Source organism: Mesorhizobium sp. M0715, assembly GCF_040320355.1.
GTDB lineage: Bacteria > Pseudomonadota > Alphaproteobacteria > Rhizobiales > Rhizobiaceae > Mesorhizobium.
The window spans coordinates 97,792-110,953 of record NZ_JAMYPL010000020.1 but is presented as its reverse complement, the minus strand read 5'-3'; the positions used below and the strand labels follow the sequence as shown (position 1 = coordinate 110,953).

General features: G+C 62.5%; 10 protein-coding genes. 5 read left to right on the top strand and 5 right to left on the bottom strand.

The annotated features are described in order from the left end of the window. The first annotated feature begins 27 nt into the window (after positions 1-27). The 3 genes from NKI21_RS22645 (at position 28) to mgrA (ending at position 3,096) form a co-directional block, all read left to right on the top strand. Positions 28-774: a sugar phosphate isomerase/epimerase family protein gene (locus NKI21_RS22645; RefSeq protein ID WP_128303236.1), complete on the top strand. Its 747-nt coding sequence runs from the start codon at positions 28-30 to the stop codon at positions 772-774. A gap of 11 nt (positions 775-785) precedes the next feature. Then, positions 786-1,928, top strand: coding sequence for a Gfo/Idh/MocA family protein (locus NKI21_RS22640; protein WP_352754015.1), 1,143 nt, complete (start codon positions 786-788; stop codon positions 1,926-1,928). 121 nt (positions 1,929-2,049) lie between these two features. Beyond that, a complete protein-coding gene (mgrA, locus tag NKI21_RS22635) occupies positions 2,050-3,096 on the top strand; it encodes an L-glyceraldehyde 3-phosphate reductase (protein ID WP_352754017.1) in 1,047 nt (348 codons plus the stop codon). A gap of 77 nt (positions 3,097-3,173) precedes the next feature. On the opposite strand, the gene NKI21_RS22630 is transcribed toward mgrA, so the two are convergent. Further along, complete coding sequence (locus NKI21_RS22630) at positions 3,174-4,271, bottom strand: S1 family serine peptidase (protein ID WP_352867398.1); 1,098 nt, start codon at positions 4,269-4,271, stop codon at positions 3,174-3,176. Between the two features lie 396 nt (positions 4,272-4,667). Between NKI21_RS22630 and NKI21_RS22625 the strand changes: the two genes are divergently transcribed. Beyond that, on the top strand, positions 4,668-5,762 hold the full coding sequence (locus NKI21_RS22625; RefSeq protein ID WP_352867395.1) for a trypsin-like serine peptidase: 1,095 nt from the start codon (positions 4,668-4,670) through the stop codon (positions 5,760-5,762). Positions 5,763-5,825: 63 nt separating this feature from the next. Here the strand turns inward: NKI21_RS22625 and NKI21_RS22620 are convergent, their stop codons facing one another. The 3 genes from NKI21_RS22620 to NKI21_RS22610 all read right to left on the bottom strand — a co-directional run bounded on the left by NKI21_RS22620 (position 5,826) and on the right by NKI21_RS22610 (position 9,216). Next, positions 5,826-6,533: a DUF4760 domain-containing protein gene (locus tag NKI21_RS22620; RefSeq protein ID WP_352555782.1), complete on the bottom strand. Its 708-nt coding sequence runs from the start codon at positions 6,531-6,533 to the stop codon at positions 5,826-5,828. Then, positions 6,530-6,910: a hypothetical protein gene (locus tag NKI21_RS22615; protein WP_352867391.1), complete on the bottom strand. Its 381-nt coding sequence runs from the start codon at positions 6,908-6,910 to the stop codon at positions 6,530-6,532. The genes NKI21_RS22620 and NKI21_RS22615 overlap by 4 nt, the downstream gene beginning before the upstream one ends. Before the next feature lie 110 nt (positions 6,911-7,020). Further along, positions 7,021-9,216 carry a caspase family protein gene (locus tag NKI21_RS22610; RefSeq protein WP_023812502.1) on the bottom strand — a complete coding sequence of 732 codons (2,196 nt, stop codon included), beginning with the start codon at positions 9,214-9,216 and terminating at the stop codon, positions 7,021-7,023. Positions 9,217-9,461: 245 nt separating this feature from the next. On the opposite strand from NKI21_RS22610, the gene NKI21_RS22605 reads away from it, so the two are divergent. After that, a complete protein-coding gene (locus NKI21_RS22605) occupies positions 9,462-9,866 on the top strand; it encodes a Fur family transcriptional regulator (RefSeq protein WP_013529546.1) in 405 nt (134 codons plus the stop codon). 82 nt (positions 9,867-9,948) lie between these two features. On the opposite strand, the gene polA is transcribed toward NKI21_RS22605, so the two are convergent. Continuing rightward, entirely contained in the window at positions 9,949-12,900 is a 2,952-nt protein-coding gene (gene polA, locus NKI21_RS22600) for a DNA polymerase I (RefSeq protein WP_164780326.1), read from the bottom strand. Between the last annotated feature and the right edge of the window lie 262 nt (positions 12,901-13,162).

The window sequence follows — 13,162 nt, the reverse complement described above, 5'->3', positions numbered from 1 at the left end:
AATCCCCAAGCGAAACGGACAGAGACGATGAATTGGTCATTCCAACTTTACAGCGCCCGCAATTTCCAACCCTGGGACGGTGTGCTCGCCACGCTCGGCAAGCTCGGCTACGCTCAGGTCGAAGGTTTTGGCGGCGTCTATGATGATCCCGAGGCATTCCGTGCCGAGCTCGACAAGAACGGGCTTGCCATGCCGACTGGGCATTTCTCGATCGACGCTCTCGAGAACGATTTCGACGGCGTGCGCAGAACCGCCGACGCACTCGGTATCACGCTGCTCATCTGCCCTTTCCTGATGCCCGACCAGCGGCCATCCGACGCCGCCGGCTGGAGCGGCTTTGGTGAGCGTCTGGCAAAGGTCGGCGACGCCGCGAAAAAGGCTGGCTACGGCTTTGCCTGGCACAACCATGATTTCGAGTTCAAGAAACTTGCCGACGGATCGGTGCCGCAGGACCACATCCTGTCATCCGCGCCCGATGTCAGCTGGGAGATGGACGTTGCCTGGGTGGTGCGCGGCGGCGATGATCCGTTGCCGTGGATCGAGAAACACGGCAAGCGCATCAGTGCCGTCCACGTCAAGGACATGGCCAAGCCCGGCGAGGGGCTGGATGAGGATGGCTGGTCGGATGTCGGCCATGGCACCATCGACTGGGCCGGTCTGATCAAGGTGCTGCGTGCCAAGAGTGCGGCCCAATACTACGTCATGGAACAGGACAACCCCAACGACATCGAGCGTTTCGCCCGCCGCTCCATCGCAGCCGCCAAAACCTATTAGGAGCAATCAGCATGGCAAAGAAACTTGGCATCGGCGTCATCGGCTGCGGCAACATCTCGAAAGCGTATTTTTCGCTGGCGCCGCTGTTTCGCGGCATCGAGATGCGTGCCTGCGCCGACATCAACATGGAGGCGGCCAGGGCTCGGGCGAAGGAGTTCAAGCTGCGCGCCGAGACCGTCGAAGACCTGCTCAGGGCCGACGACATCGACATCATCGTCAACCTGACCATCCCGGCGGTGCATTATGAGGTGTCGAAGCAGATACTCGACGCCGGCAAGCACGTTTATTCGGAAAAACCGTTCGTGCTGTCGGTCAAGGAAGGGCTCGACCTTAAGAAGCGGGCGCAGAAAAAGGGTCTTCGGATCGGCTCGGCGCCAGACACTTTCCTCGGCGGCGCGCACCAGCTGGTGCGCAACCTGATCGACACCGGCAAGCTTGGCAAGGTCACGAGTGGTACCTGTCATGTCATGGGCCACGGCATGGAGCATTGGCACCCCAATCCGGATTTCTTCTTCCAGCCGGGCGCCGGTCCCGTGCTCGATATCGGGCCTTACTACATCACCAATCTGATCCAGCTGATCGGACCGGTGAAACAGGTCGCGGCCTTCGCGACGACGCCGGCCAAGGAGCGGACGATCAGTTCAAAGCCGCGCGCGGGTGAAAAGATACCGGTCAACACGCCGACGACCATCCATGGGCTGCTGGAGTTCGAGAACGGTGCCGTTATAACGCTCATCACCAGCTGGGACGTCTGGGCCCACGGCCACGCGCCGATGGAACTCTATGGCGAGGCGGGTACGGTGTTCGTGCCGGACCCGAACTTCTTCGGTGGTGACGTTCGCTTCACCGACGCGGCCAAGCCGGTCAAGAAGCTGCCGAACTGGCCGCATCCGTTCGGCGTGCCCAACGAGATGCATTCGCAAGGCATGATGGCCAACTACCGCACATCGGGCCTCGCCGACATGGCGGTGGCGATCGCGGAAGGCCGGCCGCACCGCTGTTCGATGGAGCTGGCGCTGCACGCCGTCGACGTGATGACCGGCCTGTTGCGCTCCGGCGAAACCGGCAAGTTCGTCGCCATGCAGACCACCTGCGAACGGCCGGCGGCACTTGGCGTCAAGGAAGCCAAGGCGCTTTTGGCGAAGAAGAAATAGGGCAGCACACCTCAACCCTCTCCCCGTTTCGACGGAGAGGGGGTAAGGGTGAGGGGCAGAGCCAACTCGCCGCGTTGTCGCGATGCAGCCGACCGGCTCGTTTCCATTTGAGGATTTTCCGATGCCCTACACGCCTGCCGAAAACCGCTATGAAAAGATGATCTACAACCGCTGTGGCCGCTCTGGCCTGAAGCTGCCGGCGATCTCGCTGGGGTTGTGGCATAATTTCGGCAACGACACGCCGCACAAGACCAAGCAGGCGATCGCGCGCAAGGCCTTCGACCTCGGCATCACGCATTTCGACCTTGCCAACAATTACGGTCCGCCGCCCGGTTCTGCCGAGACTGCCTTCGGTGAAATCCTGCGCACCGATTTCGCCGCCTACCGCGACGAGCTGATCATCTCGACCAAGGCCGGCTACGAGATGTGGGCCGGTCCCTACGGCGAATGGGGAGGGCGCAAATACATGCTGGCCAGCCTCGACCAGAGCCTCAAGCGGATGGGGCTCGACTATGTCGATATCTTCTATTCGCACCGTTTCGATCCCGACACGCCGCTGGAAGAAACGATGGGTGCGCTCGACCATGCCGTGCGCTCGGGCAAGGCGCTCTATGCCGGCATCTCGTCTTACAATTCGCAGCGCACGCGCGAGGCCGCCGATATCTTGAAGCAGCTTGGCACGCCTTGCGTCATCCACCAGCCGAGCTATTCGATGCTGAACCGCTGGGTGGAGGAAGACGGCCTGCTCGACACGCTCGAAGGGCTCGGTGTCGGCTCCATCGTGTTCTCGCCGCTGGCGCAAGGCATGCTGACCAACAAGTATCTCGGCGGCATTCCGGACGGCAGCCGCGCCTCCCAGGGCAAGTCGCTGAAGACAGCCTTCATCAACGACAAGACCATCGCCAACATAAAAGCGCTCGACGCCATCGCCAGCAAGCGCGGACAGACGCTGGCGCAGATGGCGCTGGCCTGGGTGCTGCGCAAGGGGAGGGTGACCTCGGCGCTGATCGGTGCCAGCCGGCCGGAGCAGGTCGAGGACTGCGTCGGCGCGCTCAAGGTGCTCGACTTCAGCGATGCCGAACTCGCCGAGATCGATACCTATGCCCGGGAGTCCGATATCAATCTGTGGGCAGCTTCGGCCGAGCGCAAAGGTCCGCCGCGAAAATAAGTCCTCTCGATAAGCCGGCAAACAAAAAGCGGCGGGAACATCTCCCGCCGTTTTGCTTGAAAGCGAATAGCCCTGCTTCAGGGCGTGGCTGGTTTCTGGGCGGTGCCCAGTCCCGCCTTGGGCTTTGCCGGTGCCGGAGCCGAGGTCTTCATCTTCGCCTCGATCCAGCCGGTGTAGTTGGCCAGCCGCGTGTAGATGCCGTAGGCGTCCTTGTGGCCGCAGGCCGCACTGCCGTCCGCCGGGCCTTCGCCCCAGCTGACGACGCCGATTTGGACCGGGCCTTCGGCACCGGTCATGAACAGCGGGCCGCCACTGTCGCCGTTGCAGGCATCGCGCACGCCGCTGGTGGTGCCGGCGCAGATCATGTTGCCGGTCAGCGGGTCGGTCATGTCGGCGGCGATCGCATTGGCCGCCGCGTCGATGCCTTTTTCCGAATAGCGCATACGGCGGGACAGATCACCGAGCGCTGCCTTCAGATCACGCGCATAGATGGCCTTGATGCCGCTGTTGCAGGCCTGGTTGGGCTGCAGGTCGAGATCGACAACCATCAGCGTGGTCGGGAAGGTGCCATCCTGCATCTTGCCCCAGCCGGTGACCGTCGTTTTGCCTGTCTCGGGCGTTGCGTCATGGGTGACCTTGATGGTCGACGCATCGGCCGGTTCGGCAAGCCGGAGCAGGCCGATGTCGTTGTCGAGGGTCTGTTCGCTGTAGGCTTCGTTGACGATGACCTCCACCACCTTGTGGCGCTTGCCCTCGCTGAGATCGGTTGCACCGGTCAGCACGGTGACGCTCTCAGGCGAAACCGGCTGGCCCTTGTCGTTGAGGCAGTGTGCTGCCGTCAGCACCCATTCAGGCGCGATCAGGCTGCCGCCGCAGAATTGGGCGTTGGCCTGCGATGCTGGATTCTCGTCCAGCCTGTCGGTGGTGAGCAGCGCGACCTGGAACGGGTAGGCTCCCTTTTCGGCCTGGTTGCCGCCATAGACGCGGTCGGCCGCGTCGGGGTTCTCCGCCGCTGCTTTCGCTCTGGCTTCCGTCACGCGCTTCATTGGCGAGACCGCTGCCTCCGGTCGGGTGACCGCTTCGTCGGCCTGGGTGGAATTGGCTGCCGCAAGGGCGGCCGCGATGCCGAGCAGCGATGCGGCGGCGATCGGCCTGAACCGAAGGATGATGTTCATCTGAAGCCCTCCTGATATGTTCCCGAGCGGACCAGCCCCAGCGCATGATCAACAAAGCAAGCCTCAGACTGATGGTCAGGCCGCGCAGCTTTTGTTGTAGCAGCACGGCAGGGACACCAAGTCAGGCACTGCTTCGCTTATCGCGTTCCTGTGCAGACCCCGCTCAAAACCCTATAGCCCCCCACGGGCTATGTGGAAGCTAATTGTCATTCCAATGTTGTATTAATTTAGGCAATATATCCGCGCCGGTGTCTTTGGCGGGGGCTTTGACCGACCGCATAGGCGATGGTCATATTTCAAGTGCGGTAACCAAACTCCTTTTTCGACCCCACCACGATCTCGACAATATTTCTGTATTTTGATCCAGTCCTTGCTGATTTTTGGGAGAGTCTCACCATGACAAAACTGACAAACGCACTCATTGCGTCCACATTACTTTCCGCCGCAATGTGGGCGGTTCCAGCTTTCGCCGCCGATCCTGGCTCCGCCAGTGCCGGCAATGGCGAAAGCGCGCGCGACGCGACTTCAGGCGACTACAAGCCCGGGCGGGCAAAGCCAATCGCGCCACCGAAGCTGACCGACGAAGACAGCCGCGCCGCGCCGCTTGCCGACGAGGCAACGGCTGTCAAATCCTACGGCATCGTCGGACGGTCCGCCGATGGCAAGGAGATCAAGATCGAGCCGAGCGAAGCGCTGCGGGAGCTTATCATCAAGGAACTGAACGCTCCGGCCACTGGAAAAGACGGGGCTGAGCGCAAGACCGAGGATCCGGACCTCGGCGAAGGCGAAGCCGGCCGCCAGGTTTTCGGCACCGACGATCGCGAGCAGGTCAAGAACACCAAGACCTATCCGTTCTCGGCAATCGGCTATCTCGAAGCCAAATCGCCGAAGACGGGCAGCTTCGGCAGCTGTTCGGCAACGCTGATCGGCCCGCGCACGGTGCTCACCGCCGCGCACTGCCTCTACGGTCATGAGGACAAGGATTGGCTCTCCGACTATCTGTTCGTGCCGGGGCTCAACGGCAGCACGGCCGACGACGCACCGTTCGGCGCCTTCGCCTTCGAAAGCGCCTATGTGCTGCAAGGCTTCATCGACAACTACCAAGGGTATTATGGTTCGGTCCTGCTGTGGGATCTCGGCATCGTCACGCTGAAGCAGGATGTCGGCACCAATCTCGGCTGGCTGGGCTATGCGAACTATGACGATCTTGGCGACTTCACCGCCAATCTCGTTGGCTATCCCGGCGACAAGCCGATGGGCACGATGTGGAAGGCAAACTGCGAAGTGCACGCCGAAAACATCGCGCCGGAATATTTCCAGTACGACTGCGATACGTTCCCAGGGTCGAGCGGCAGCTCGGTTTATGCCTACGACAACAAGGCCAAGCAGCGCATCGTCACCGGCGTCAACGTGGCGGAAAGCCCCGACGCGAACACTGCCGTGCGTCTGAACGCCGCCAACGTCCAGTGGATCAACAGCCTGTATAAGTAATCGCTGCGCATTGGCGGTGGAGACAAAGGCGGCGGCGCAATCCCGCCGCCTTTTTTCGTGCCGCTATTTGGCTTCGGGCGCGGGCGGCCCGCTACGCACATAGTTCTCGATTGCCGAAGCGAAAGTGGGAGAACCCGCCTTGCGCTGCTTATCTATGTAGCCGGCAAAATAGCTCCAGAAAGAGACGGCATAGTCACGGAAATAGGCATCGGTCACTTTGCGCGAACACAAATCGCCGTCGATGCAGAAGGACAGCCGGTTGAGGAAATAGACGATGCGATCGAAATTCTCGCTGAAATCGGCGAGCGGCATGTCGCCGCCGGAGGCGGTCATCGCCTCGATGCCGATGCGTTGCCGGAACACCTGCTCCTCGGTCGGCGAGGGGTTGGCGCTGAGCAGATTGTCATATTTGGCGTTGAGCGCCGTCAGACGATCTTTCAGCGCGCGCTGCGCCTGCTGGTAGTCCTTGTTCTCCCAAAGTTCGACAAGCGACATGGTCTGCTCGACACGCTTCTGCTCTTGGTTGGCCAGGAACTGGTAGACCGAGAACATCAAGGTGAAGATGATGGCGAGACGCACGGCCATGCCCGACCAGGCATAGACCAGCATCCGCCAATCGCGGTCTGTGAAGGGGTTGCTCTCCTTCTTGATCTCGTGGCTGCTTGGCCACGGGAAACCCTCGGTGGTTTCCTGCAGGGCCGGTTTGCCGGCCTGCGCTTTTGCGGGTGCGGTCATTGCTGTCTGCCTGGTGTTGCCCGTCGGCTTCTTCATCCGCAGCTGTCCAGTTCAATGGTGGCGGAGGGATCAAGCACAATGCCCGGCGTCTCCAGCTTCTTTTTCAGGCATTGCAACTGCAGGCGCGAAATCATGAACTGGACATCAGGGTCCGCCGCACCCTTGTTCGGTGACGGCAAGGCTTCGACGACGCCGCGCGAGGCGCAGTTGCTGAGATCGACGACAACCGCGTCGCTGCCGCTTTTGGCGAACTGGTCGTACTGATCGAGAAAACACGTCGCCAGTTCCGAGTTGGTGACGATCTGCTTGACGCACAGGCCGCAGGCATCGTCCGCCGAAGCGTTGGCGATCAGCAGCAGGCCGCCGGCAAGGCCGGCTACCGTTCCACGCCAGGAAAACACAGAATTCTTCACAATCGATCCTATCCGTTTCATCCGGCCGTCATGCGTCAGCGGCCGGGAATGTTCTCATATCGCGCCGATCGCGCAAGAGCCGCCGCAGAGCCCTGCGCGCCGGCATCCGCTCAGGCGCGCGGCACCGTCTCCATCGGGAAGATCATCACCGCGCCCTTCGGGCCGCTCTTGTCGGCAAGCCGCATCACCGAGCGGGTTGCCGGCGCCATGCCGAGATCGGTCAGCATGTCGGAGAAGCCGGCAGAGTCCATTCCGCGTGTCGCCGAGGCGACGCCGTCCTGTGCCAGGAAGCTCAGATCCTGCTTCTCGCTCTCCGGCGGCGCCTCGGTCAAAACCGCGATCATCCGCTCCATGCCGAAACTGGTGTCGGTGAAAGCCAGCAGCCCCTCTTCGAGCATGGCTTGCGGGGCGAGGCGTTCGGCAACGATATGGGTGATCGAATAATCGCTGCCGACATAGAGCACATTGATGTCGACCAGCAGATCCGAACCGTTCTTGGCCAGCACATGCACTTCGTCGCCCGGCGAGACGCGCGGCACCACCGAGGCCTGCAGCGGTTCGAGGCCATTCTTGTCGCGGCGTTTGACCTGGAACTGGACGTCGACCTCGGGCTTGTAGTCTGAGGCCGCCGCCAGCCGCGAAAGCCCGGTGGCACGGAAGATGGTGCGCAGGTTCCTGGTCGTTGCATCGGCCAGTTTCTGGCGGTCGTGAATGATGATCAGCGGCGGTTTGCCGCCCTCCTTCAAGGTCACGTCGCCCGACGCCGGCAGGAACCACAGCGCCGGCTTAGCGGTCGCATCCTTGGCGGCGCCGGGAACGGCATTCTCGCGCATCACCGCGAGGCGGAGGTCGGCGCTCTTGCCGGGCTCGACCAGCTCGATGTTGAAGCCGGTCTCCCTGGCTATGGCCAGTTCGTCGAGAACCGCATTGACCAGAGCGGTTTCCTTCTCAAGTCCCTTGGCCGCGGCCGGCCGCGCCAAGACGAGCTTGTAGTCGACGGCGATCTCCGCCACCCGCGCATAGGAATTGGCGGGAATGTCGACGACTTTGAGCGCCGGCTTCTTGTCGAACTCGACCGGCTTGACGCGGCTTTCCAGGTTTTTTGCCGACTGCACTTCCAAAAATCCGACAGCGTCGGACAGCGGCGATAGCGCCGACGGCAGGATGGCGAGCTTGCTGCCGGGGGTGAGGCGGTGCAGCAGGCCGGCGCCGATCGTCGCTTCGCCGTCCTTGATGACGACAGGCCACTGCATGACCGCGTCGGTCTTGTCGGTGCCGAACACCCGCGCATCCAGTTCGCCCTCGAACAGCGGTGTCGGCCGGGTGCGGCTGTCGGCCGAATATTGCTGCAGCACGGCCTGGCCGAGCTGGCGATAGGTGACGTTGGGATTCTCGGCCAGTTTCGACAGGATGGTGAAGGTGAACAGGCCGAACCGCGGCGCATCCGCGATGCCCTTAGGCAGCGGCATTTCCGGTGTCGTCTCCACCGTCTGCGCGGCATAGAAGGCGACCAGTTTGCCCTTGGTGATCGGTTCGCCACCGGTCGGCGTCAGGGTGAAGGCGGGCTTGCGCGTGCCATTGTCGTCGACGCCGCGCGAGCCGGCGACCGAAATCACCTCGTCATAGGCCTTGATCGCGGCAGCCCGCTCGGCCTCGTTGCCGCCGACCAGGTCGGCGAACTCGACCTTGCGCTCCAACTCGTCATCGACCTCGACGGCGCGTGTCGCGGTGCCGGAATGGCAGCAGTCGAACACGACCCAGACGAAAGCGCCCTTGTCGCGAATGGCGTCGAGTGCCGCGCCGATCTCGTTGTCGATCAGCGCATTGGGCACGCCGGCATCGCGGTTGATCCATTTGCCGATATCGACGGGCAGGAAGATCTCGTCGAGCCCGTCGGTTTCGTCGCCCTTGACCATCTGCGGCTGCTGGGCGCCGTGACCGGACAGATGCAGATAGACGAAATCGTCGCGCTGAACCTTGGCGGCAAGGTCGGCCAATGCGGCCTTGATGGCCGCATGGGTCGGCAGGCCACTGGCGCCGGGGACATCCTTGGCGAGCAGCGTGACGTTCTCCGGCGCGAACCGCACCGGGTCGGGCACATTCTTCAGGAGATAGTCGCGGACGAGGGCTGCGTCGTTCTTCGGCCCGACCAGCCAATTCCTCTGCGGAAGGTTGGGATATTCGGTGCAGGCGACCAGCAGCGCATGATAGGTGCGCGATGCGGCCATGGTCCGGAACGACACCATGCCGGCCATGGTCAAAGCGGACGTGCCGACCAGCAGCGTCCGCCGCGTCAATTTGATCATGATTGCTTCCCCAAGCCCGACCGAAATTCCAAGCGCGGCAATCCTCGCTGAAGATATTGTCAGTATTTTGAACGTTACATCGCAGAGCAACCTGCCTGTTGCCCCGCTCCGATCGATGTTCTCGACCGCCTTGCGGGCAGAATGCTGGAAACAGTAGCAAAAATGCCTGTTCGTCGCTATCTGGATGGGTACATGGATAGTTTGTGCGCGGCGCAAGCGACGGAAGGCGAGTTGGAAACAGGATCATGGCGGCAAGGGATGTGCTGACGAAGAACCAGCTGTGCGTGCTCGAGAAACTCGAGACCGCCAGCGGACCGCTCAGTGCCTATACCTTGCTCGACCAACTGCGCGAGCGCGGTTTTCGCGCGCCTCTGCAGGTCTATCGAGCGCTCGACACGCTGGTGAAGTCAGGTTTCGTGCACCGGCTCGAAAGCATCAATTCTTTCGTCGCCTGCGCCGAGCCGCACGACCACAGCCATTCGATGACCGCCTTCGCGATATGCGACACATGTGGGCAGGTGACCGAAATGTCCGACCACGATGTCGGCCACAGCTTGGACGAATGGGTGCGCTCGACAGGCTTCGCCGCCAAGAAGGCGGTGATCGAGTTTCGCGGGACGTGTGCCAAGTGCCTGGCCGAAGCGGCTTGAGGCCCATCGCTTCGTCATCCTAGGGTCTACGCCGCGTCGCTTCGCTCCTTGCTTCGCCCTAGGATGACGAAGAGGCGGAGCGTCAATGCGCCTCGTCCCAGTTGTTGGCGGCGCGCGCATCGACATGCAGCGGCACCGACATCGATACCGCTGGCATCGCCGCGTTTTCCATGACGTGACGCACGACCGGGATCGTCGCCTCGACTTCCGCCTCGACGGTCTCGAAAATCAGTTCGTCATGCACCTGCAGCAGCATGCGTGCGGAAAGCCCTGCTTTTTCCAGCGCCTCCTCCATGCGGATCATGGCACGGCGGATGATATCGGCGGCGGTGCCTTGCAGGCGGGCGTTGATCGAGGCGCGTTCGTTGAAGGCGCGAAGCGAGGGGTTGGACGATCTTATGTCGGGGTAATGGATGCGACGGCCGAAGATCGTTTCGACAAAGCCATGCTCGCGGGCATAGGCCTTGGTCTCCTCGATGTAATCGCGGATGCCGGGGAAGCGCTCGAAATATTTCTTGATGTAGTTGCCGGCCTCCTCGCGCGGGATCGACAGCTGGTTGGCGAGACCAAAGGCCGAAATGCCGTAGATGATGCCGAAATTGATCGCCTTGGCGCGGCGACGGACTTCCGAAGGCATGCCCTCGACCGGCACGTTGAACATCTCAGACGCGGTGATGGCGTGGATATCGGCGCCGTCGGCGAAAGCCTGCCGCAATTGCGGGATCTCGGCGACATGGGCGAGCACCCGCAGTTCGATCTGGCTGTAGTCGGCCGAGACCAGCCGATGGCTCTTGTCGGTGATGAAGGCGGTCCTGATCTTGCGGCCTTCGGCGGTGCGCACCGGGATGTTCTGCAGGTTCGGATCGGAGGACGACAGGCGTCCCGTCGTCGTCGCGGCCAGCGCGTAGGAGGTGTGAACGCGCTTGGTGTCGGGGTGGATGAAGCCCGGCAGCGCATCGGTATAGGTCGATTTCAGCTTGGTCAGCTGGCGCCAGTCGACGATCTTGCGCGGCAGTTCGTGACCTTCGGCGGCGAGATCTTCGAGAAGCTGCGCCGAGGTCGACCACTGGCCGGTCTTGGTCTTCGAACCGCCGGGTAGGCCCATGCGCCCGAACAGGATGTCGCCGAGCTGCTTTGGCGAGCCGATGTTGATGCGTTCGCCGATGAGCTGGTAAATCTCCTCTTCGAGGCGAGCGGCGCCCTGCGCCAGTTCGCCGGAGAGCCGCGACAGGATCTGCCGGTCGACCGAGATGCCGCGCTGTTCCATGCGCGCCAGCACCGGCACCAGCGGCCGCTCCAGCCGCTCATAGACCGACACCAGGCCTTTGGCGGCAAGCCGCGGTTTCAGCACCAGCCAGAGCCGCAGCGTCATATCGGCGTCTTCGGCGGCATGAGCGGTCGCCTTGTCGATGTCGACCTGATCGAAACCGACGGAGCTTTTGCCGGAGCCGGTGACGTCCTTGAGCAGGAGAGGGGTATGACCCAGCCATTTCTCGGCTAGCGAGTCCAGGCCGTGACCATGGGGCGTGCCGGCATCGAGCACGTAGGAGATCAGCATGGTGTCGTCGAACGGTGCGACATCGATGCCGTAGCGGCTCATGATGACAAGATCGTATTTAAGATTCTGCGCCACCTTGAGAACCGATCGGTCTTCGAGCAGCGGTTTCAGCACGGCCAGCGCCTCGCGCAGCGGAATCTGGTTTTCGAGCGCGCCACCACCGAGCAGGTCGCCATTGCCGCTCATGTGGGCAAAAGGAATGTAGGCGGCGCGGCCGGGCGCTGTGGCGATGGCCATGCCGATCAGTTCGGCCTGCATCGGATCAGCCGATGTTGCCCTGACATCGAAGGCGGCGATGCCCGCCTCCCGTGCCTCGGCCACCCAGGCTTTCAGGGTCGAGACATCGCGAATGCAATGATAGGCAGAAATATCGATCTTGCCGGTGGCCGCGCGCTCCAGCCGCAGTGCCGCGAGCAGGGAAGGGGTATCGCCTTGTTTTGACGTCTCCGCCGTCCCGCCGGCTTCGTCCGGTTCAGTGCCGGACGCGTTTCGGGCAACCGGCGGCAACCCGGCCCCGACATCTGGGCCATGAGCATGATCGGCGCGTTCGACGGTGACCGCGACGGCCTGGACGTCGCCGGCCTCGGTGCTGGTCGCTTCCGCCACACGGCGGGTCAGCGAGGTGAATTCCATGGTCTTGAGGAAACCGATCAGCTTCGGGCCGTCCGGCGCGTGCAGGACGAAATCGTCCAGTCCCTCGGCGACCGGCACATCGTTCATCAGCGTCACCAGCTGACGCGAAATGCGCGCCTTGTCGGCGTTGGCGATGATCGATTCGCGCCTCTTGTCCTGCTTGATCTCGCCGGCCCGGGCCAGCAGCGTGTCGAGGTCACCGAACTGTTCGAGCAGTTGCGCCGCCGTCTTCGGCCCTATGCCGGGCACACCAGGCACATTGTCGACCGAATCGCCGGTCAGCGCCTGCAGATCGACCATCTTTTCCGGCGGCACGCCCCATTTCTCGATCACCTCCGGGATTCCGATCTGGCGGTCCTTCATCGGGTCGTACATGGCGACCGTGTCGCCGACCAGTTGCATCAGATCCTTGTCGGAGGAGATGATGGTGGTGTCGCCGCCAGCTTCGCAGGCCAGCCTCGCATAGGTGGCGATCAGATCGTCGGCCTCGTAGCCTTCGATCTCGACGCAGGGCAGGTTGAACGCCCTGGTCGCCTGGCGGATCAGGCCGAATTGCGGGATCAAATCTTCCGGCGGTGCCGAGCGGTTGGCCTTGTATTCGGGGTAGAGGTCGTTGCGGAAGGTTTTCGACGAATAGTCGAAAATGACGGCGAAATGCGTCGGCACAATGCCTACATCGGTGTTGCGGGCGTCGAGCATCAGCTTCCACAGCATGTTGCAGAAGCCGGAAACGGCGCCCACCGGCAGGCCGTCGGATTTGCGGGTCAGCGGCGGCAGCGCGTGATAGGCACGGAAGATGTAGCCGGAGCCGTCGACAAGGAAGAGATGATCGCCTTTTTTCATGCCGGCAGGGATAGCGCGGCGCGGCGGCTTGGTCCATGCCAAAGGCAGCCTCGACTATCGGTTCCGGCAACACCCTGACAGATCGCCGTCACCCCGCTCACGCCTATGTTACAAAACTGTAATTTTCGTGCCCTTGAATCGCCACGTTCAGAGACCCAAATACACGTCATCGGCAGTTTTCGCCGAGTCCGGAGCAAGGCCCGTCCCCCGCCTATCCCGGACACCTGCGGCAGCCTATCCCCCCTCTCCGGGCTGCCGCATC